Below are 22,666 nucleotides of genomic sequence, written 5' to 3' on the forward strand. Positions count from 1 at the left end.
TCATTAAAATATGCCAAAAACGTGACATAATTCATGAATTTCAGCTCTGGCATAGTGATTGTCCATACAGCAACAGTAAATAAATATAAGAATCAATAAAAATTAAAAATATAATATTATGAGTAAGATAATTGGAATAGATTTAGGTACAACCAACTCATGCGTTTCTGTGATGGAAGGAAATGAGCCCGTTGTAATTCCTAATGCTGAAGGAAAACGCACAACGCCTTCTATCGTTGCTTTTGTTGAAGACGGAGAAAGAAAGGTTGGAGATCCTGCAAAACGTCAGGCGGTTACCAATCCTGTCAATACAATTTCTTCTATCAAAAGATTTATGGGAAACAAATATTCTGAATGCAAATTGGAGGCAGAAAGAGTTCCTTATAAAGTTGTGAAAGGAGACAATGATACCCCCAGGGTTGATATTGATGGAAGATTGTATACGCCTCAGGAAATTTCCGCTATGGTGTTGCAGAAAATGAAAAAGACAGCTGAAGACTACTTGGGAACTGAAGTTAAAGAGGCAGTTATCACAGTACCTGCTTATTTTAATGATGCTCAAAGGCAAGCTACAAAAGAAGCTGGTGAAATCGCTGGTTTAAAAGTGAGCAGAATTATCAATGAACCTACTGCTGCAGCGTTGGCTTATGGTTTGGATAAATCTGGTCATGATAAAAAGATAGCAGTTTATGACCTTGGTGGAGGTACTTTTGATATTTCCATTTTGGAAATTGGAGATGGTGTTTTTGAAGTATTGTCTACAAATGGGGATACGCATTTAGGTGGTGATGATTTTGATCAGGTGATCATTGACTGGTTAGCTGAAGAATTCAAAAAGGAGGAGAATCTGGACTTGAGAAAAGATCCAATGGCACTTCAAAGATTGAAGGAAGCTGCTGAAAAGGCAAAAATAGAATTATCATCCAGCACAAAAACTGAGATTAATTTACCTTATGTGACTGCTACGGCATCAGGTCCAAAGCACCTTGTTAAAACTTTAACAAGAGCTCATTTCGAGAAATTGTCTGATTCTTTGGTAAAAAGATCAATGAGTCCTGTTAGCGCAGCTTTAAAAGATGCTGATCTCAGCACATCGGATATCGATGACGTGATTCTGGTAGGTGGTTCAACAAGAATGCCAAAAATTCAGGAAGAAGTTGAAAAGTTCTTTGGAAAGAAACCTTCGAAAGGAGTGAATCCTGATGAGGTTGTTGCCATTGGAGCAGCCATTCAGGGTGGGGTACTTACAGGAGAAGTAAAGGATGTACTTTTATTAGACGTTACACCTCTTTCATTAGGTATTGAAACCATGGGGAATGTCGCAACGAAACTGATTGAAGCGAACACGACGATCCCAACAAAGAAGTCTCAGGTATTCTCTACAGCCGCAGATAATCAGCCATCCGTTGAAATTCATGTATTGCAGGGAGAAAGGGCCATGGCAGCCGATAATAAAACAATTGGCAGGTTCCACCTTGATGGAATTCCACCGGCACCAAGAGGAGTTCCTCAGATTGAGGTTACTTTTGATATAGATGCCAATGGTATTATCAATGTTTCAGCTAAAGATAAAGGAACTGGTAAGGAACACAATATCCGTATAGAGGCTTCATCCGGATTGTCTGAGGAAGAAATCCAAAAAATGAAAGCTGATGCCGAAGCGAATGCGGATGCTGATATGAAAGCAAAGGAAACTGCTGAAAAAATCAATGGTGCTGATGCAATGATCTTTCAAACTGAAAGTCAGTTAAAGGAATTTGGAGACAAGCTTTCAGCTGATAAGAAAGCGCCCATCGAGTCTTCTTTGGAAGAATTGAAAAAGGCTCATGAGTCTAAAGACCTGGCACAGATTGATGCCGCAATGGAAAAAATCAACGAAGCTTGGAAATCAGCTTCTGAAGAAATTTACAAGGCGCAGCAAGAATCACAAGCAGGAGGCCCTCAGCCAGGAGCTGATGCAGGTGCCGGACCGTCGGGAGATGGTGAAGCATCACAGGATGATGTTCAGGATGTTGATTTTGAAGAAGTAAAAGAAGACTAAGTAATTAGCATTCATAAAAAAAAACCGTCACGCATTGAGCGTGACGGTTTTTTTAATCCTTTTTTTTAAAATTAGTTATCTATCAGGATCTTAACTTTTTAAAGATAAATCTTGTGATGAAGATTCCCTGACCATCACCTTTTCCGGCGTCACTTTCTACACCGCTTGTTACGAAAGCCAACTCCCATCCTTCATCAATCATGGTATTCACTTTTGATGAAATTAACGCATCGTTTGAAGCTATGTTTTGAAAATTGATACCCGCAGCACTAAAAAAGTTTAATATTTTAGTCTCGTCAAAGTTGTCAACCTTGGCCTCTCCTCTTTTGGATTTATTCTGTTTGCTGTTCTCCTCGGTCCTCGACGAGGTATAGTCCTGATGGTTTTTTTCTTCTTCAGCCGAAATAATTCTTGATCTTCCCAGTCCCATGGGAACAACAGATTCAATACTTGTTACGATCTTGTAATCATAAGACTGGGCCTCAGCTCCAAGAATTGAAGCAAAAAGGAATACAGCGATTAACATTTTTTTTAACATAATTTTCATTTTATTTATAGGTTAAACTTGTTTTGAACATATGATAACCGAAATAGTTCCTAAATATTGCCACGAGAGATCATTACTATATCAATATGATCTTAGTTTTAACAATATAATTTTTCATTCTGAGCAATAAAATGAAGTTTTATTTTATACATTTGATGGTCTCAAATATTAAATTAACATAAATGATGAAAAACCTTGCCTTAAAAAGCCTGATACTTTTGTCTATTGTTGTACTAAGTAGTTTTACAATGGTGGATAGTTTTATGGGAGTTAAGAAAATTTTAGGAGAATGGGATTATACGATCCCGGATGCACCGTACGAATATCAAAAAGGAGTTCTTGTTTTAAAGAAAATTGATGGGGTTTTGGCTGGTGAAATGATCATTGGAGGGCAGGGATCAGCAATGGAAGAAATTGTTTATCAAAAGAATAATCTCAGGGCTGTTATGAATGTGCAGGGGGAAATAGTGAAATTTGATTTAAACTTTACAAAAAAGACATTGGAGGGCACAGTTTCTTATTCACAGGGTGCGTTGGAAATGAAAGGAACAAAGAAGTAGTTCTGAATTGATAAAAAAACAAGGCCATCAGGATCAAAACTGATGGCTTTTTTTTATGATTAAAATAATTTTTAACCGTTCAACATTTTTTAAACATGGTTAAACATTTTTTTTAGTATTTTTGCGTCTAACAGAATGAGTTTTTATATGATAAAATTTTTACGCGCAAGTTTTTCCTTCTTATTACTTTTGTTAACATTAGGTTTTACTGAATTAGAGCATAATGATGACCCTTCTGTATTATTGGGTACCTGGGAATATGAGGCTCCGTCTATTGGTTTAAAATACCAAAAAGGCCTTTTGGAGTTTAGCTATGAAGACAACGTTTTAAATGGTAATGTAATCTTTTGGAACAGGGTCATTCCTATGAAGGACTTAATCTATGAAGACAACAAAGTGAGGGCTCACATTGTTATGGAAGGAGAAAAAATTGATATTTTTTTAAGATTTCAATCTCACTCTTTTCAAGGAACTGTTTCTCATCCTCAAGGATATATGAGGATTTCAGGAAACAAGGTGCTAAAGGAGTAAGCGTTAATTTTTTAAGTCGCATTTGCAGGTTGCTGACAGGACCCAACCAAAAAGATATTTATTTTTCAGTGACGCCCCGTTTTTTTTTAAAACATCTAGCCAATACCAATGCCCTAGGTTAAACTTTTATAGGCATCAATTTGATATCATAAATTAAAACACCAAATAACTCCCAGTTATGGCGTAGGTGAATTGGAGCTTCTAAACCAAACCTGATTACTGTAAAATCTTGATGACTGGAAAATTCTCTGCCTGCTCCTGCCATGAACCCTAAATTAGGGATAGGTTTGTAAATAAACATAAGAGCGGCAGAAACCGGCGTTCCTCTTTTATTGATGGCAGTATTATTGACCTTGGTGCCTCCTGATCTTTCAAGACCAGCCTCATTTACTTTAACTACAAAATCTTCAGTAATAATATCGCTGTGTAATCCAATACCCTATTTGCGGTTGAACGCGCACGTATAATTGTACCCAAAAGATGACAAGATAATATTGGTTTTATTTTCATCATTTTTTAGGGATGAAAGGATGACAGTATGATTTAGGGAAGCACTTATGACGTGTTTTTTATGAACTTGATGATGATCTTCAGCTTTATGGGTCTGCTGGTTGGTTTGTTCATGATCTTGAGCAAAAGTGTTTGCAATAAAAACAAAATTTAAAAATAAAAATAAAGTGAAACCCGATCTTAGCATTCTGACTGTTCAAAATTTCAGTGTAGGAAAGAAAGTAATTTAAAATCATTGATAAAAAAAATAACTAGGATGCTATTTTAATGAATTAAATTTTATTTTTGCGCATGCAAAACAAGGTTCTCATTTTAGATTTTGGGTCACAGGTCACGCAACTTATCGCAAGAAGGGTAAGGGAACTGAATATATACTGTGAAATTCACCCATACAACAGCAAAAAATTTGATGTCAATGAATTTCAGGCAGTGATACTGTCGGGAAGCCCTCATTCAGTAAGAAATGGAGATGCTCCCCATCCTGATCTTTCAGAGATTAAAGGAAAAAAACCTTTGTTGGGGATTTGTTATGGAGCCCAATACCTGGTGCATTTCTTTGGAGGCAAAGTGGGTCAATCCAGTTCACGTGAATACGGGAGAGCTAATTTGTCATACATAGATCACAGCAATGCGCTTTTTGACAACATAAACGAAGGCTCTCAGGTTTGGATGAGTCATAGCGATACGATTATAGAATTACCGAAAAATTATAAGGTGATTGCCAGTACACATGATATTGACAATGCAGCTTTTCAAATTTTGGGTGAGCAGACCTATGCGATCCAGTTTCACCCCGAAGTATATCATTCAACAGACGGAAAACAACTACTCGAAAATTTTCTGGTGCATATAGCCGGTCTGGAACAAGACTGGACTCCGACTTCTTTCGTTGAAACCACAGTAGCTGAACTCAAAGATAAAATTGGAGATGAAAAAGTGGTGCTTGGGTTGTCAGGTGGTGTTGATTCTACAGTTGCAGCCGTCCTGCTCGATAAGGCAATTGGTAAAAATCTTTACTGCATCTTTGTCAATAATGGTTTATTGAGAAAAAATGAATTTGAAAGTGTCCTTGATCAATATAAGCATATGGGGCTCAATGTTAAGGGAGTGGATGCTTCAGAGAAGTTTTTGGACAAATTAAAGGGAATCGAGGACCCTGAATTAAAAAGGAAAGCCATTGGAAATGCTTTTATAGAGGTATTTGATGACGAAGCGCATTTGATTGAAGACGTCACCTGGCTGGCACAAGGAACCATATACCCTGATGTGATTGAATCAGTATCTGCCACAGGCGGGCCTTCAGCCACGATCAAGTCTCATCATAATGTTGGCGGACTACCTGATTTTATGAAACTTAAGGTGGTTGAGCCTTTGCGGACTATATTTAAAGATGAAGTGAGAAGGGTTGGAAGAAGTTTGGGAATCGACGATGAGTTGCTTGGCAGGCATCCCTTTCCGGGACCAGGTTTGGGAATCAGAATTTTAGGAGATATTACAGCTGAGAAGGTTAAAATGCTGCAGGAAGTTGATCATATCTTTCTGGAAGGATTAAAACGATGGAAATTGTATGATTCGGTTTGGCAGGCTGGAGCCATGTTGTTACCCGTGCAATCTGTAGGAGTGATGGGGGATGAAAGAACTTATGAGAAAGCGGTGGTTTTAAGGGCTGTTTCATCAACAGATGGAATGACAGCAGACTGGGTTGACCTTCCTTATAAATTCCTGCAGGAAACTTCTAACAAGATTATTAACGGAGTAAAAGGAGTGAACAGGGTTGTTTACGACATCAGTTCAAAGCCGCCGGCAACGATTGAATGGGAGTAGCTAAATCCTTTTGACGAATATGCTGAAGCGAGCTTTGCCTGTTTCTTGGGGTGGTTTCTAAAAGATTTAAAAAAACATATCTTTGATGAAATATTGAGGATTAATTTCAGTTTAAAATTATTACATACGAGACTTTATGAAAAATATTAAGCTTTTAATTTTATTATTATTTTTTGGATGGTCAGCTGCTTTTGCTCAGGACAAAAGGTTTATCACTTATAAAGTTAAGGAGGGGGAGACTATACAAAGTATATCTAAAGCATTATCAGTAACTCCATATGATCTTTTAAAATTGAATCCTGATGTAAAGGATAATGTAAGCGTGAACGACATCATCATCATTCCCAATAAGCAGTATGATCCTTTGGCGGATATTACCAACGCTGATCTAAGAGGAGTTGGTGATAAAGATATTATAGTTGATAAGTTCATTTATCACGAGGTCCTTCCTAAGGAGACGATGTACAGTATTACCAATAGCTTTGATGTTACTGCTGAAGAACTCAAACGCAACAATCGATTTTTATCCGAAAAAGGCTTAAAGATAGGACAGGTGATAAAAATCCCATTAAAGATAGATGACTCCGAATTAAAGGCCAAAGAGGCAAATACACAGCCTTATTTGGTAAAACCCAAGGAAACAAAATACAGTATTTCAAAAAATTTCGGAATCACGATTGAATATCTTGAAGAATTAAATCCGAAGATTGCTCAAAATGGGCTGCAGATTGATGATGTCATCCTGGTACCCATTGAGTCTACTACCATGGTTGATGATGAGTTTCTGATTTATGAAGTGCAGAAATTAGAAACGATGTACAGTATCACAAGAAAATTTGGAATAACTGAAGATGAAATGTTGGCATTGAATCCGGAGGTGTCAGGTGGAATTAAAGAGGGTATGCTGATCAAGGTTCCAAATAACTTAAGTCTCGAAAAACCTTTATTTGTAGATTATATTCCTGCGGATACAGAACTGAAGATTGCAATGATGTTGCCTTTTAAAAGTAAAAGGGATAGTTTAAATTTTGAAGGGGACAGGCTTTTGAACATATCAACTGATTTTTATTTCGGAGCACTGATTGCAATAGACTCCTTGAAGAAACAGGGATTATCGGTCAAGATGAAGGTTTTCGACACAGAGAACAATAAACAAATTTCAAAAAAAATCAGCGAGGAACCGGGGCTGCAGGAATTTGATGCCATTGTAGGGCCTTTGTTCCTGTCGAATGTGAAAGCGGTTTCAAATAATCTCAAATATGGAAAGCCCCTGATTATTTCGCCAATCTCGACAAAGGATCATTCTGATATCGACAATAATAAGCTGGTACAGGAAAGAGCATCACTTGAGAATCATACAGAAGAGATGATGGATTATATAAAGGCCAATTACGAAAATCAAGACCTTATTGTAATTAAAAATACAAGTCAAAGGTCTCAAGAACATTACGACCGGATCATTGCTGATCTGCAGGCTTTAAATCCTGAAAAAGAAGTTAAGGTTCTGGAGCCAAAAGACGGTTATATAAAGCCTGATGAATTCAAGGTGTTCAGGGATACGCTTGAAAGAAATATTGTGAATTGGTTTTTTATTACTGACAATGACCCGGCCTATCTGGGTGACGTATTTAATAATTTAGGGGTTTTTCCTGAAGCAGACAGTTTGCTTGTTTTTGGTTTTGAAAAAGATAGAAACTTCAATAAAATTGATAATAATTTTTTGGCACGTGTGAACTTCCATTATCCGAGCAATACATTTATTGATTATAATTCGGCGGCCTATAAGCATTTTGAAACAATCTATAGAAAGAAGTATTTTGGAAGGCCTTCGTCTTTTTCAGTTGAAGGTTTTGACCTTACTTATGATCTTTTACAGCGTCTAGCGAATGACCCCGATCTTATTAATCAGGGAGTTTCGGAAAGAATAGGAACCAAATATGATTTTATCGAAAATACTTCGGGAGGAATAATCAATAAAGGAGTATATATCATAAAGTATGATGGTCTTTCTGAAAAGGTAGTCAATTAGAAAAGGCTCTAATTCTCCACTGATTTTTTACCGTATATCTGGTTGTATGTGTGGTTGGCAAAACCAAAGCCTGCTTCTTCATATAAATTAAAAACAACATCAACACCAGCATCAGTCAACTCCTTCATTTCGTCATTGTATCTGGAGATAGCTGCCACTTTTATATTGCAATGAACAAGTTTCAGTTGCTGAATAACATTCATATGTGTGGCGTGACTTGGTGTTGCCAATATGATCAAAGGCAGATTAACCGACATATTAACCCTTTGCCAAAAATTCAGATCGGTCACATCACCTTGAATGACATGATATCCTAAGGCATTTTTCTTTTTGATAACGTCGAGATTAATGTCTATGCCCAATACATTTTTATGATATTTTTCGGTCATAACCCTATAGACTTCAGATCCGGTTCTTCCCATACCAAAAACGATAACTTCTTCTTTACCAAAAACTATGGGTTCATCTTCAGGCAATCGCGTGTCTGTTTCAAAATGAAGAAAATATTTTTGAAACCTGGCATATATAGGCTGTGCTTTCATATTTAATAAAGAAGCCATTATCATGGTTAGTGAGAGGGAAACAGCAAATATGACCAGCCATTCTGTAGTGATCCATCCGTTGGCAACGCCTGCTGCCCCAACAATAAGACCAAATTCGCTATAGTTCGCAAGATTAAAGGAACTGAGTACCGAAGTTCTGGCCCTTAATTTGAACCTGGTTAAAATCAAAAAGAGCAAGATTATTTTTAAAGGCATCAAAAGTGCAAGGAGAACTGACGTACTCAAGGCCTCTGGGTCTGGCAGGCCGGATAAGCCAATGGTCAGAAAAAACCCGACCAAAAAAAGGTCCTTAAAATCCATCATTGTATTTGCAAGTTCTTCGGCCCGATCGTGTTCGGCCAGTAACATGCCAAAAACAAGGGCCCCCAAATCCGGTTTTAACCCGACTACTGAGAATAATGCGGCACCCGAAAGGGGAAGGAGTACACCCAATAGGATGAGTAATTCTCCATGTCCTGTTTTGTTCAGTACAAAGGAGAGTTTACGGTTTTTGATCATTTTTGGAACAAAGAGTAATAGGAGTAGGGCAAGAGCCCAAACAGAAGGTGTTTTTCCGGAACTTACGGTAAGAAAAACAACTGCAAAAATATCCTGCATGACTAATATGCCAATCGCAATCTTTCCATGTGTGCTTTTCATGGCTCCTGTTTCTTCAAGGATCTTAACAGCGAAAATTGTACTTGAGAAACTCAGTGCAAAGGCGATCAAAAATGAGGTTTGAATGCTTAGTTCAGTAAATTTCGAAAAACCGAAAAGGCCAAGGAGCAGGATCAATAATCCAAACATCAGCGTAGTAATCAGCATGTGAAGTGAAGAACCTGCCCAGATTTCAGGTTTGAGAAGGTTTTTGATCTTGAGTTTTAATCCGATCGTAAATAATAAAAGTAAAACCCCGAAATCAGCGATATGGTCCAGGGCCTCACTATTTTCAACCCCAAGCGCATTCAATGCGAATCCTGCCATAAGAAAACCCACCAGAGGGGGAAGACCTATTTGTTTCACTGTAAAGCCAAAGCCAAAGGCAAAAATGATCCATAAGGGGTCCATAAAACAATTATTGTTTAATCAATTAAAAAAATAGTCTATTCCTTTTTCTGAGAGCCAATACTAAGCCATAACATTCCAATGATTGCCGATAATGCAGAGGCAGCCATGATTCCTACCTTTGCAATTTGTTTGAATGATTCTTCTTTAAAGGCAAGATCGGAAATAAACATGGACATGGTAAAACCAATCCCTGCCAGAAATGCCACGCCATATATTTGATGCCAGCTTACACCTTCGGGCAGTGAGGCGATTTTAAATGTGACCACTAGTTTTGACAAAAGTGATATCCCTATGAATTTTCCCAATACAAGGCCACATATAATACCAATGGATATGGGATGGATCAGCATATCCATTATTTTACCATCTATATGAACTCCTGCATTACTCAAGGCAAAAACCGGTAATATAAAATAGGCAGTAACCGGGTGTAAAGTGTGTTCAAGCCTTTGCAAGGGAGTGATCGCTTTTTCATTTAAATCCTGAATTTCGGCTAGAAGGTATACTTGTTTTTTTGTCAGAAGAGAACTTTTAGTATCTGATTCTTCCTTTTTGAATTTGTTTAAATACAGCGTCAGTTTATCAATATAGCTTTCTTCATTTATTTTTGTCCTTGCAGGAATAGTTAATGCAATTAAAACTCCGGCTATTGTGGCGTGTACCCCTGAATACACAAAGGCGATCCAAACACCGGCGAAACCAAGAATCGCATAAAATAATGCCCTTCTGACACCGGCCAAATTGGCAGTAATCAGAATAACAAGGCAAATTCCGGCATAGAGTAATTCATTATAATCTATAGATTCGGTATAAAATACTGCAATAACAAGAACTGCACCTAAATCATCAGCAATGGCAAGGGCTGTTAGAAAAATTTTAAGATTCAGAGGAACGCGATTCCCCAGCAAGGCAAGCAGGCCCAAGGCAAAAGCAATGTCGGTCGCCATCGGAATTCCCCAGCCGTTGATGTATTCAGGATAGTTAATAGCGGCGATAGCATAAAATAATGCTGGCATCAGCATCCCGCCAACTGCCGCTGCTATGGGTAAAGAGGCTTTTTTAATTGAGGATAATTCTCCGCCTATAACTTCTCTTTTTATTTCAAGACCGACCACGAAAAAAAACAATGCCATCAAACCGTCATTGATCCAATGGTGCAATGAGGATACCATGTTGATCTTGCCCCAGACAAAACCAACCTGATAATCATGCCATATATAATGATAAGAATCATAAAATGAAGAATTGGCCCAAAACATGGCTGCAATCGTTGCTACAATCAGCAGGATTCCTCCATAGGCTTCTTCATTAATAAATCGCGATATCTTAAAGAAATTCAAAGGTTTGTCCATAGTCACTCTTTTTGTTCCATTGTAAATTGATAGAAAAACTGATTCATTCAGGGCATAGCTGCATTAGTAAATTCAAATATACGCAGTTTGAACTCAGTTCAATAAGGTAAAAAAAAAGGCCCGTGTAAATTACACGGGCCCTTTTTATTCGTTTATATATTTTTATATCAGCATCGTTACAGGATTCTCGATATATCCTTTCAAAGTTTCAAGGAACAAAGCTCCCGTTGCACCATCTACTGTTCTATGGTCACAGGCAAGGGTCAGTTTCATGGTATTTCCCACAACAATATTTCCTTCTTTCACTACTGGTTTTTGAACAATAGCTCCCACTGAAAGGATTGCCGAATTAGGTTGATTGATGATACTTGTAAAATCAGTGATACCAAACATACCTAGATTTGAAATGGTAAAAGTGCTTCCTTCCATTTCCTCAGGAGTCAGCTTTTTATTTCTTGCCCTTCCAGCAAAATCTTTGACCTGAGATCCGATTTGCGTAAGACTTTGCTCATTTGCAAATTTCAATACAGGGACCAATAATCCGTCTTCCACTGCAACCGCAACCCCAATATGCACGTGATGGTTCTTTTTGATCCTGTCATCAAACCATTGAGAATTTACCTGCGGATGTTGTTTCAGTGCCAAGGCTGCGGCTTTTACTATAATATCGTTAAAAGAGATTTTTGTGTCAGGAATGGAATTGTATTGTGTTCTGAATGCGATGGCGTTATCCATGTCAAATTCTACATTCAAATAATAATGAGGCGCAGTAAACTTTGATTCACCAAGCCTTCTTGCAATAACTTTCCTCATTTGCGAATTTGGAACTTCCTCAAAGCTTTCCTGTCCTGAAGGGATAAATGGCATTTGAGCACCAGTAGCCGTTCCAGGCGTATAATTTTCTATATCTCTTTTTATGATTCTTCCACCTTCTCCGGTTCCTTGAATATGAGCAAGATTGATACTTTTTTCAGCCGCCAGTTTTTTTGCCAGCGGGGAAGCCACGATCCTTCCTCCAGTGTTTGAAGTAACTGGTACAACCGGTTGCTGGCTCACTGCTTTTGCAGGTTCCTTACTTACAGGTACTTCCTTTGCAGGCTTTTCTTTCTTCACTTCAGCTGATTTTGACTCAACTGATTGAGATTTTAAACCTTCTGCAAAAGCTGTAACATCGGTTCCTTTATCACCAATAATTGCCAATACAGCATCAACACTTGCAGAGTCGCCTTCGTTCACGCCAATATAAAGCAAGGTACCCTGATGGAATGATTCAAACTCCATAGTGGCTTTGTCAGTTTCAATTTCGGCAAGAATATCACCTTCATCCACTGTTTCTCCAACTTTTTTCAACCATTTAGCTACCGTTCCTTCAGTCATGGTATCACTTAACCTTGGCATCGTAATGACTTCGACTCCTGCCGGGGCATCAACTTGTCCCGAAACACTTGCTTCTTCAGCAACTTCAACAGGGGCATCTTCCTTTTCGCTCACATCAGATGAGCCATTTGCTTGTTTTAAAAGGCTTTTATAGTCATCACCTTCATCTCCAATAATTGCCAGTAAGGTATCTACACTTGCAGTTTCTCCCTCATTTACACCAATATGCAGTAATGTGCCCTCATGAAATGATTCAAATTCCATAGTGGCTTTGTCAGTTTCAATTTCTGCAAGAATGTCCCCTTCTTCAATTTTGTCGCCAACATGTTTAAGCCATTTGGCCACAACTCCCTCTGTCATGGTATCACTCAATCTCGGCATGGTTATAATTTCAGCCATATATTTTTTCTTTATTGGATAATTAACTTTTAATCTTCTTAATTTTTACAATCTGTGGCTTAAAAAGGGATACCCTTTTTCTTCATAAACCATATCGTAAAGTTGCTGCTTTTCAGGATAAGGTGATTCATCAGCAAACTTCTCGCAAGCCGTAACCTGTTCTTTTACGTCATCATTAATGGCTTGAATTTCCTTATCGGTGAGGTATTTTTTTTCTTTGATTACAGCCAGAACTTGAGCAATAGGGTCGATCTTTTTGTATTCTGCGACTTCTTCTTTTGTTCTGTATTTTTGTGCATCACTCATAGAATGACCTCTGTATCGGTATGTTTTCATTTCAAGGAAATAAGGGCCTTTACCGCTTCTTGCATGCTTGATCGCCTTGTCCATGGCCTGGGCTACCAAAACAGGATTCATACCATCAACAGGTTCCGAAGGCATTTCATAGGCAAGTCCTAACTTCCAGATTTCCTCATGATTTGCCGTTCTTGCAACAGAAGTACCCATGGCGTAACCATTGTTTTCAACTATAAAAACCACTGGTAATTTCCAAGCCATTGCCATATTAAATGTTTCGTGCAACGAGCCTTGTCTGGCAGCACCGTCACCAAAATAAGTTATGGTAACCCCATCACGACCAAAGTATTTGTCGGCAAACGCGATTCCGGCACCTAATGGTATTTGACCACCAACAATACCGTGACCTCCATAAAATCCTTTTTCTTTTGAGAAAATATGCATAGAACCACCCATACCTTTAGAAGTCCCTGTGACTTTTCCGTATAATTCTGCCATAACCCTTTTGGGATCCACGCCCATTCCTATAGGCTGAACATGGTTTCTGTAAGCAGTGATCATTTTATCCTTTGACAACTCCATGGCGTGCAAAGCACCTGCAAGTACGGCTTCTTGACCGTTATATAAATGCAGGAAACCCCTTACTTTCTGTTGTATATAAACCGCTGCCAATTTGTCTTCAAACTTTCTCCAAAACAGCATGTCTTTGTACCAGTTGATATAGGTTTCTTTCGTTATTTTCTTCATTTGTATTTACAATTTTTTCAGAATGGCAAAAATACAACTTTTTTAGATAATTGAATTCTAAAAAAATTAACAAAATTCATTAATTCTTGCGCTTGGCGCAGAGAATCCGACATAAACTTATTTGTATTCTTAGTTAATCAAACTTTAATTCACAATTTTATTGTTCTATATAATCTTCTATGGGGTTACATGAACAGACTAAATGCCTGTCACCATATGCATCATTCACTCTGCGTACCCTTGGCCAGTATTTGTTCTCAGAAACAAAATCAAGGGCGAAAGCGGCCTCTTTTCTCGTATAGGCATGTTCCCAGTCATCAGCTGTAAGCATTGCCTGGGTGTGCGGTGCATTCTTAAGTACGCTATCTCCTCCATCATAATGGTCAATTTCATTTTTGATCTGGATCAAAGCATCAGCGAACCGGTCAATTTCTTGTTTGTTCTCGCTTTCAGTAGGCTCTATCATCAATGTGCCGGCCACCGGAAAGGAAACAGTAGGGGCGTGGAAACCATAATCCATCAACCTTTTGGCTATATCAGTAACTTCAATACCCTTAGCTTTAAATTCCCTGAAATCAACTATCATTTCATGTGCAGCAAAACCTTTTTCTCCGGCGTAAAGGATCTTGTAATGTTTTTCAAGTCTTGATTTAAGGTAATTGGCATTTAAAATGGCAGTGACAGTAGATTCGGTCAAACCACTTCCTCCCAGCATTTTAATATAGCTGTAAGAGATCAGATCGACCATGGCAGAACCAAATGGTGCAGCTGATATGGCGTTGATCGCTTTGATTCCTCCTGTTTTTATCACGGGGTTGGAAGGTAAAAAATCAGCTAAATGGGATGCAACACAAATAGGGCCTACTCCCGGACCTCCTCCTCCATGGGGTATGGCAAAAGTTTTATGAAGGTTTAAATGGCAAACGTCGGCTCCAATTTTTGCCGGATTTGTCAACCCTACCTGGGCATTCATATTCGCGCCATCCATATAGACCTGACCACCATTATTGTGAATAATCCTTGTAATTTCCCTGATTTCAGATTCGAAAACGCCATGCGTTGATGGATACGTTACCATTAATGCCGCAAGGTTATCTTTATGCAAAATGGCTTTTTCCCTAAGGTCGTCCACATCTATATTTCCTGTTTCAGAAGTTTTAGTCACAACAACTTTCATACCTGCCATCACTGCTGAGGCAGGATTTGTTCCATGAGCAGAAGCCGGGATAAGACAAATATTGCGATGTCCGTCATTATTGGATTTGTGAAAGGCCCTGATGACCATCAAACCGGCATATTCGCCCTGTGCCCCTGAATTAGGCTGTAAAGAAGTAGCGGCAAAACCGGTAATTTCATTAAGTTGAGCCTCCAGTCCCTTCAGCATTTCATGATATCCCTGTGCCTGATTTACAGGAACAAAAGGATGGATAGAATTCCAGTTGCTCATACTAAGAGGCAGCATTTCTGTAGCCGCATTCAGTTTCATGGTACAGGAACCAAGTGAGATCATGGAATCGGCCAGTGAAATATCTTTTCTTTCCAGTCTTTTGATATACCTCATCATTTCGGTTTCGGAATGATATTTTTTAAAGACCTCATGAGTAAGAAAAGGTGAGGTACGCTGTAATTCTTTTGGAATCGATAAACAAACCGGGCAGTCGGTAATTTTAAATGAATACAAGTTTTCTGAATGAGCTAAAATATCTATAATTTGCTCTATATCAGACTCTGTAGTTGTTTCATTTATAGAAATACTTATTGTTTTTTCATCTATATAGTTAAAGTTCACTTCCTGTTCTTCTGCAAGCGTCTTTAGTTTATCGGTATTTGAGACTTTTATTTTCAAGGTATCAAAAAAGTCCTTGTTTTCTTGTTCCAATCCTAGTTTGAGCAGGGCCTGATCAAGGATGTTTGCCAAGGAATGAATTTGCCTGGCGATGTATTTTATACCTTCTCCACCGTGATATACTGCATACATTCCGGCCATTACAGCCAAAAGTACCTGTGCCGTACATATGTTGGAAGTCGCTCTTTCGCGCTTGATATGTTGCTCTCTTGTTTGCAGTGCCATTCTTAAGGCCCTGTTATTATCTGCATCAACCGTAACACCAATAATCCTGCCCGGTATATGCCTTTTGTATTTTTCATGGGTTGCAAAATAGGCAGCATGAGGTCCTCCGAATCCAAGAGGGATCCCGAAGCGTTGTGTTGTTCCAACTGCAACGTCAGCACCCATTTCGGCAGGAGATTTCAGGATGGCCAGGCTCAGAATGTCTGCAGCAACCACGATATTAATTTCCATGGTATGGGCCTTCTCGATAAATGACGTATAGTCAAAGACCATACCATCCTTTGCAGGGTATTGCAAAATACATCCGTAAAAGTCTTCATTCAACAAAACGTCTGTATGGTTACCATGCACCAACTCAATTCCCAATGGTTCTGACCGAGTAATCAAAATGTCTTTGGTTTGCGGCAACAATGTATCTGAAACAAAAAACTTATTTGCTCCGTTCTTTTTCTGATTGCTGCTTCTGGCATTCCATAACATAATCATGGCCTCTGCAGCCGCTGTGCCTTCATCGAGCAAGGAAGAGTTAGCCAAAGAAAGCCCCGTAAGATCAGTAATAACGGTCTGATAATTAAGAAGGGCTTCAAGTCTGCCCTGAGAAATTTCAGCCTGATAAGGGGTGTAAGAAGTATACCAACTCGGATTTTCAAAAATATTCCTTTGGATTACCGCCGGAAGGGTAGTGGGATGATATCCAAGACCTATATAAGATTTGAATTGTTTGTTTTTGTTACCAAGTTTCTGAATGTGAGAAGCAAATTCATTTTCGCTCATTGCCTCAGGTAAATTCAATACGTTCTTTAATCGAATGTCGCTAGGTATTGTATTGTAAATCAGTTCATCAAGTGAATTCACACCAATTGTGTCTAACATTTCAGACACTTCATTTTGGCCTGGCCCAAGATGACGTAAAACAAAAGAATCTGTTCGCATAATATTTGTTTGAATTAAGGAACACAAAAGTACTCAATTTTGACGAAATCGATTCATTTTTGAAAATGATATAATACTGAAATATTTAATTATTTTTATAATTCTTATTTTATGAAATGGACTTGTTGAAAAGATGGTTTGCTTTTTATGTTTATGGAAATATTCATGTAGCTGTAGCTGCATATTCTTTGACCAAAATTACTTTTCTGCAATTTGACATCAACGATCAGCCTCTGGCGAATTTTGTATTTTTCTCTACGATTTTATCCTACAATTTAATTAGGTTGAAACAGATTGACTGGATCAATAGTATGATGGCATCCTGGTTCAGGTCAAACAACAAGGGGCTCATTATTTTGAATTTCACGGCTATGACTGGCTGTATATATTATGCGCTGAACTTTAGGCTCACGGAGATTCTGGTCTTGGTTCCGTTTGTGGCTGCAACAGTGTTTTATGTTTTTCCGTTTAAAAAGGGGGCAACAGGCCTTAGAAATATACCGGCTTTAAAATTATTTCTTATTTCAGCAACCTGGACAGGTGTGACTATGGTTTTTCCTTTGTTTGCGGCCGGAATTCAACAGACCGAGCTTGTCTATTTTCATGTACTCCAACGCTTTCTTTTTGTTTTTGCCATTACCATACCTTTTGATATCCGGGATGCCCAGTTCGACCTTGAGGAGCTGTCAACCTTGCCTCAGGCCTTAGGCGTAAATACCTCAAAACTAATCGCCATAGCAGCATTAATAGTATATCTTATGTTAGATGTCATATTGTATTCAAAACAATCAGATTATTTTAGGATCGACCTTTTTATGATGGCCATAACGATGATTATGATTGGTTTTTCAGGAATGAAACGTCAGCGATACTACACTGCCTTTTGGATAGAGTCTTTGCCTGTTTTATGGTATTTACTCTACCTTCTTTTTGTCGATTAGCGTGTTTTCCAAGATCATGAAATCGACATTGTTTTTATCCCAGGCCGAGGTGATTTCTGAAGGCACCGGCGTGAATACATGCGTAAATGCACTTAAAATAATATCTGTATCTCCGTCTTTATATCTATGTCCCCGGAGTCTAAAAGGAACCAGCGGCTCAGGTTAGCTTCCTCGAAGGAATAGGTCTGAAATTTATATGATTTTGCATCTAAATTCTCCAGATATACGATCGAATATTCAGGTTTATTGGTATAATCCGGAAAAGTGGAAATGATTCCAAAATCAATGTCTCCATCCTGATCAAAATCCTTTGCTGTAAACCTGTTTTGTTTCTTTAATATTCCTTTTTGCACTGTCGGCTGAAGACTGTCTGGGGCAATATTTAATATATACTCTTTTAAGATGTTCCAGTCTTGGTCGTTTAAAATTGACAAATAGGGATAAATTCCTGATTTATGGACGATCTGCATTTCATCAAAGCCCATTTTGTCATAAGGCTTAAAATCTCCATCCTTGATACCCATACGGGCTGCCATTTCGGGAAGAATGCTCTTGATCCAATATTCTATTGGAAGGTGATTGATATCCGGGACAACATGACACCTGGCACAATGCATATGGTAAATTCTGCTCCTTTGTTTTCTTTTTCAACTTTTGTACAGGCCGTACAAAGCAAAAATAATAAAGCGAAGATGCTTATGTATTTATAATTCATCTTCGCTTTATTAATGACAGTAAATTCTCGTTTTTTTCAACGATACATAGAGGTTTAAGAAAAATATTTTGACATTTTCTCTTTTTCCTCGTCAGCCAGTTGAGAATCAATAAGGATTCGTCCACTGTGCTCATCAGTGATGATCTTTTTACGGGTGGCAATCTCAACCTGTCGCTGAGGTGGAATGGTAAAGAAGGAACCACCTGAAGCACCTCTTTCGATGGTGACAACAGCTAAACCATTTCTAACATTTGATCTGATTTTCTTATAAGCCTTTAAAAGCCTTTCGTCAATCATTTTGCTGTACTCTTCAGATTTTTGATGAAGTAAGTTTTCCTCTTTTTCAGTTTCTTCAAGAATTGAATTCAGTTCACTTTGTTTGTGCTTAAGATGTGTTTGTTTTTCATCCATTTTCTCTTTCGCAGCAGAAATGATCTCATTCTTGGCAGCAATTTTAGCCTCGAACTCACGAATATGTTTTTCAGCCAATTGAATCTCAAGGTCCTGGTATTCGATTTCTTTTGAAATTGAATCGAATTCCCGGTTATTTCTTACATTTTTTTGCTGTTCCTCGTATTTTTTAGTCAATGCTTTGGCCTCCTCTATATTATTTTTCTTATTCGCAATAGAAGTTTCCAGATTCTCAATATCGGTACTAAAATTATTAAGCCTTGTCTGCAAGCCTTCTATTTCATCTTCAAGATCTTTTACTTCCAGGGGCAATTCTCCTCTTGTACTTTTGATCTCGTCAATTCTAGAATCGATAAGCTGTAAATCATACAACGCTCTTAATTTTTCTTCAACGGTAACCTCTTTCTTTTTTGTCATCTCTAAAAATAGTTGATCGGATTTGTATTGTTTTTTGCTAAAATAATCCTGCTTTTCGGCAAGGCAGGTGCAAAATTAGTGATTTTTTTTGTAAGATACTCGACTAAAAGATTTTTTGTAAACTGTTCACTTTCATAATGTCCTATGTCAGCAAGAATTAACTTTCCTTCTGCTCTGTAAAAATCGTGGTACTTAAGATCGGCAGTGATGTATATGTCAGCACCTGAATTGATGGCCTGCTCAATGGCAAAGCTGCCTGAGCCACCTAAAACGGCAACTTTTTTGATTTCGGTTTTACTAATTTCAGAGTGTCTGATTGTTTTGAGGTCAAATGTTCGTTTCAGGCTCTCAAAAAAGTTATGCGGGCTTAAGGCCTGTTTCAATTCTCCGATCACACCCATTCCTATCCTGTCGTGTACATTTTCAAGCCCCACAATATCGTAAGCAACTTCGTCGTATGGGTGCGTATCGTCTAGCGCTTGTAAAATTTTTGGTTCGAGATGTTTTTCAAAAATAACGCTGATAAAATTTTCTCCCACGGTTTCGAGTTTGCCTTTATCTCCAATGGCCGGTTCTGAATGCTCGTTGCCCAGATAGGTGCCTTCTCCCTGCAGGTTAAAACTGCAATGACTGTAATTTCCTATATGACCCGCTCCAGCTTCAAAAAGAGCGGTTCTGATTTCTTCAGCAGCGTTTTCGGGAGCATAGGTTGTCAGTTTTCTCAAGTGCCCCTTCTGCGGCATTAAAACCTGTGTGTTTTGCAGATCAAGCATTTCGCCCATTTTTGCCGACACCCCTTTAAATGAATTATCCAGGGCGGTGTGCATCGCGTAAATGGCAATGTCGTTTTTTATAGCCTTGATGACGGCTCGTTCCACATAGTTTTTCCCATTGAGTTTTTTTAAGCCTTTGAATATTATTGGGTGAAAAGACACAATAAGGTTGCATTGATGTTCTATTGCCTCGTCGACAGTCGATTCAAGACAATCCAGTGCTACGAGAACTCCGGTAACAGTTTGCATATCATCTCCTACGAGAAGCCCTACATTGTCGAAATCTTCGGCATAAGTCAAAGGACATAGTTCTTCAATTTGTGCTGTAATGTGTTTAACTTTGGTCATGGTTTGATTTAGGCTAAGGGGTTTATAATGCTCACGTTTGATCTGTTTTTTTAAAGGCAGGCAAGCGTTAAAGTTTAGTCAAAAATTTTGTAACGGCCGCCCAATATGCTTGATGACTCGGATTATCGCTCCACAGGGCTTTCGATCCGTGTTTTCCTTCTGACTCTGGTAAAAAATATGATTTATCAGACCTGATCTGATCATAAATACCCTTCCAGTTTTTGTATTCACTTTTGGCAGAGGTTATAAAAACAGGACAGGTAATTCTTGCCGCATAGGTTTTGAGTTCTTTGTTATTGATCTTAAAGTAATTTCCCGGAGCAAAGCACAGGATACCGTTCAAATTCTTGTGATGTACACTTCCCATATAAAACATCAGAGCCGCAGAATAGGAGCTGCCCCATAAGATGATTTTATCAGGTTTTATACTGTATTTCACGTATAGGTAAGCGGCTTCTATGTCTGGGATCGCATCTAAATAATCAGTGGGTCTATTTGCAGCAATTGCTCTTTTGTGCGTTTCATTGATGATACCATTCACCTTATCCCCTGAACGCTGATCTACGGCCAAACAATTAAAACCCATTGCATTCAATTGTGGCGCAATACTGCGGTATTCTCCTCTGCTGTAACCCGCTTGGTGATAAAGTATGATAAAGGGTGAATTTGACTCATTCGCCATATAGAGGTCCGCAGTAACTTTTAAGCCATCATCTGACTTAAAGCTGATTGTTTCTCCCATAAACTGACCGTCAGACTGTGCGTAAAAGGCTAAAGATGGCAGTAAGAAAAATAACAAAAGAATATAATATTTCATAGACGATTTACATGATTAACAAAGATTAAAGTTAAACATATTTATTCATCCCGTCCATATGAAAGCAAATATTGGGGATAAAGCTCTTTTTAAAATATGACAGGCTTTGACTGCAAAAGGGTTTCTACAACTTAAGCGAAAAAAATGATTACTTAAAATGATCCTTGGACTGATTCCAATACACATCCATCTGTGCCAGGGTCATATCCTTAAGAGACTCACCATTCTTTTTGGCTTCAGTTTCCAGGTATTGAAAACGTTTGATGAATTTTTTATTGGTTCTTTCAAGGGCACTTTCAGGGTCTACATCGATAAAGCGGGCATAGTTGATCAGCGAAAAGAGTACATCGCCAAATTCAGATTCTATTCTTGTTTGGTCTTCAAGCTTTACCTCTTGGTGCAGTTCTTCTATTTCTTCCTGTACCTTTTCGAATACTTGTTCAGAACGGTCCCAGTCAAAACCGGCACTGGCCGCTTTATCCTGAATTCTACTCGCTTTGACAAGTGCTGGTAAGGATCTGGGAACTCCTTCTAAAATCGATTTTTTACCTTCTTTAAGTTTTAACTGCTCCCAGTTTTTAGCGACCTGTTCTTCGGTATCCGCGACTACATCCCCAAAAACATGAGGATGACGGCTTATTAATTTTTTGTTAATGCCTTCGATAACATCCAGCATATCGAAGGAGCCTGTTTCTGATCCAATCTTTGCATAGAAAACGATATGCAATAAGAGGTCACCTAATTCCTTTCGAATTTCACTCAGGTCATTGTCAAGAATGGCATCTCCTAGTTCATAGGTTTCCTCAATAGTGAGATGTCTCAGAGAATGCATGGTTTGCTTCTTGTCCCAAGGGCATTTTTCCCGGAGTTCATCCATGATGTCTAAAAGTTCCCCGAAGGCCTGAAGCTGTGATTCTCTTTTGGTCATAAACAGATTTTTACTAAGGTGTTATTCCTCTGAATTTTCCTTTTCTAATTCAGCCTTGATACTGCTAAAATCAAAATCAGAATTTAAAAGGGCATTGTACCATGAAAGTACTTTTTTGATATTTGAGGCATACACTCTTTCTTCATCATAACCCGGCAGAACTTCGCTAAAATAACCTGATAAATCAGCTTTGGAAGATTTTGGGTCAAGAGATGGTTTTCCTTCTTCTTTTTCAAACAAGCTTAAGAACACGGCTTTTAGCGGCACCTCTTCTTCATAAGTATAGATAGCGATATCATTTAACGTACTGATATTATGTAAAGAATTTACAGGAAACCTTTTCTTGTCTGATAATGACTCAACAATGACGCCTGATTTGGATTGAGAGATAATCTGGTAGAGTCCCGGTTTACCTGCAATGGCAATTACTTTTTCTAATTTCATGTTTTTTTATTTAATTTTTTTGTTGGTATGAAACGCTTATAATC

Annotated in this window: 19 protein-coding genes; 6 read left to right on the plus strand and 13 right to left on the minus strand. The window is 38.3% G+C overall.

Going from position 1 to position 22,666, the window contains the following annotated elements; all coding sequences use genetic code 11:
* The first annotated feature begins 118 nt into the window (after positions 1-118).
* On the plus strand, positions 119-2,041 hold the full coding sequence (gene dnaK, locus AABB81_RS00585; protein ID WP_342157904.1) for a molecular chaperone DnaK: 1,923 nt from the start codon (positions 119-121) through the stop codon (positions 2,039-2,041).
* A gap of 82 nt (positions 2,042-2,123) precedes the next feature.
* On the opposite strand, the gene AABB81_RS00590 is transcribed toward dnaK, so the two are convergent.
* On the minus strand, positions 2,124-2,579 hold the full coding sequence (locus tag AABB81_RS00590) for a hypothetical protein (RefSeq protein ID WP_342157905.1): 456 nt from the start codon (positions 2,577-2,579) through the stop codon (positions 2,124-2,126).
* Positions 2,580-2,770: 191 nt separating this feature from the next.
* Between AABB81_RS00590 and AABB81_RS00595 the strand changes: the two genes are divergently transcribed.
* Together AABB81_RS00595 and AABB81_RS00600 are read left to right on the plus strand one after the other, a co-directional pair.
* Positions 2,771-3,148 carry a hypothetical protein gene (locus AABB81_RS00595; RefSeq protein ID WP_342157906.1) on the plus strand — a complete coding sequence of 126 codons (378 nt, stop codon included), beginning with the start codon at positions 2,771-2,773 and terminating at the stop codon, positions 3,146-3,148.
* Positions 3,149-3,295: 147 nt separating this feature from the next.
* Positions 3,296-3,679, plus strand: coding sequence for a hypothetical protein (locus tag AABB81_RS00600; RefSeq protein ID WP_342157907.1), 384 nt, complete (start codon positions 3,296-3,298; stop codon positions 3,677-3,679).
* A 118-nt stretch (positions 3,680-3,797) separates the two neighbouring features.
* On the opposite strand, the gene AABB81_RS00605 is transcribed toward AABB81_RS00600, so the two are convergent.
* Positions 3,798-3,944, minus strand: a complete 147-nt coding sequence (locus AABB81_RS00605; RefSeq protein WP_342157908.1) for a hypothetical protein — start codon at positions 3,942-3,944, stop codon at positions 3,798-3,800.
* 536 nt (positions 3,945-4,480) lie between these two features.
* Here AABB81_RS00605 and guaA point away from each other — a divergent pair.
* Both guaA and AABB81_RS00615 read left to right on the plus strand, forming a co-directional pair.
* Positions 4,481-6,013 (plus strand): glutamine-hydrolyzing GMP synthase, encoded by a 1,533-nt coding sequence (guaA, locus tag AABB81_RS00610; RefSeq protein ID WP_342157909.1) that lies wholly within the window; start codon positions 4,481-4,483, stop codon positions 6,011-6,013.
* Positions 6,014-6,149: 136 nt separating this feature from the next.
* Positions 6,150-8,042, plus strand: a complete 1,893-nt coding sequence (locus tag AABB81_RS00615) for a PBP1 and LysM peptidoglycan-binding domain-containing protein (protein ID WP_342157910.1) — start codon at positions 6,150-6,152, stop codon at positions 8,040-8,042.
* An 8-nt stretch (positions 8,043-8,050) separates the two neighbouring features.
* Here AABB81_RS00615 and AABB81_RS00620 read toward each other — a convergent pair whose 3' ends face one another.
* The 5 genes from AABB81_RS00620 to gcvP form a co-directional block, all read right to left on the minus strand.
* Positions 8,051-9,652, minus strand: a complete 1,602-nt coding sequence (locus AABB81_RS00620) for a cation:proton antiporter domain-containing protein (RefSeq protein ID WP_342157911.1) — start codon at positions 9,650-9,652, stop codon at positions 8,051-8,053.
* Positions 9,653-9,687: 35 nt separating this feature from the next.
* Positions 9,688-11,004, minus strand: coding sequence for a Na+/H+ antiporter NhaA (gene nhaA / locus AABB81_RS00625; protein WP_342157912.1), 1,317 nt, complete (start codon positions 11,002-11,004; stop codon positions 9,688-9,690).
* A gap of 162 nt (positions 11,005-11,166) precedes the next feature.
* Complete coding sequence (locus tag AABB81_RS00630) at positions 11,167-12,780, minus strand: pyruvate dehydrogenase complex dihydrolipoamide acetyltransferase (protein WP_342157914.1); 1,614 nt, start codon at positions 12,778-12,780, stop codon at positions 11,167-11,169.
* Between the two features lie 45 nt (positions 12,781-12,825).
* Positions 12,826-13,824 carry a pyruvate dehydrogenase (acetyl-transferring) E1 component subunit alpha gene (gene pdhA, locus AABB81_RS00635; RefSeq protein ID WP_342157917.1) on the minus strand — a complete coding sequence of 333 codons (999 nt, stop codon included), beginning with the start codon at positions 13,822-13,824 and terminating at the stop codon, positions 12,826-12,828.
* Positions 13,825-13,981: 157 nt separating this feature from the next.
* The gene (gene gcvP / locus AABB81_RS00640; RefSeq protein WP_342157918.1) at positions 13,982-16,828 is read right to left on the minus strand and encodes an aminomethyl-transferring glycine dehydrogenase; all 2,847 of its coding nucleotides are present in this window, start codon (positions 16,826-16,828) and stop codon (positions 13,982-13,984) included.
* A gap of 116 nt (positions 16,829-16,944) precedes the next feature.
* On the opposite strand from gcvP, the gene AABB81_RS00645 reads away from it, so the two are divergent.
* Entirely contained in the window at positions 16,945-17,769 is an 825-nt protein-coding gene (locus AABB81_RS00645) for a UbiA prenyltransferase family protein (RefSeq protein WP_342157919.1), read from the plus strand.
* A 92-nt stretch (positions 17,770-17,861) separates the two neighbouring features.
* On the opposite strand, the gene AABB81_RS00650 is transcribed toward AABB81_RS00645, so the two are convergent.
* The 6 genes from AABB81_RS00650 to AABB81_RS00675 form a co-directional block, all read right to left on the minus strand.
* A complete protein-coding gene (locus tag AABB81_RS00650; protein WP_342157920.1) occupies positions 17,862-18,386 on the minus strand; it encodes a hypothetical protein in 525 nt (174 codons plus the stop codon).
* A 152-nt stretch (positions 18,387-18,538) separates the two neighbouring features.
* A complete protein-coding gene (locus AABB81_RS00655) occupies positions 18,539-19,312 on the minus strand; it encodes a zinc ribbon domain-containing protein (RefSeq protein WP_342157921.1) in 774 nt (257 codons plus the stop codon).
* 2 nt (positions 19,313-19,314) lie between these two features.
* Positions 19,315-20,433, minus strand: coding sequence for a Nif3-like dinuclear metal center hexameric protein (locus tag AABB81_RS00660; protein WP_342157922.1), 1,119 nt, complete (start codon positions 20,431-20,433; stop codon positions 19,315-19,317).
* 67 nt (positions 20,434-20,500) lie between these two features.
* Complete coding sequence (locus AABB81_RS00665; protein WP_342157923.1) at positions 20,501-21,250, minus strand: dienelactone hydrolase family protein; 750 nt, start codon at positions 21,248-21,250, stop codon at positions 20,501-20,503.
* 148 nt (positions 21,251-21,398) lie between these two features.
* Positions 21,399-22,178, minus strand: a complete 780-nt coding sequence (mazG, locus tag AABB81_RS00670) for a nucleoside triphosphate pyrophosphohydrolase (RefSeq protein ID WP_342157924.1) — start codon at positions 22,176-22,178, stop codon at positions 21,399-21,401.
* A 21-nt stretch (positions 22,179-22,199) separates the two neighbouring features.
* Positions 22,200-22,622, minus strand: coding sequence for a DUF5606 family protein (locus AABB81_RS00675; protein ID WP_342157925.1), 423 nt, complete (start codon positions 22,620-22,622; stop codon positions 22,200-22,202).
* Positions 22,623-22,666 lie beyond the last annotated feature (44 nt).

This window comes from Lutimonas vermicola (assembly GCF_038433205.1).
GTDB lineage: Bacteria > Bacteroidota > Bacteroidia > Flavobacteriales > Flavobacteriaceae > Lutimonas > Lutimonas vermicola.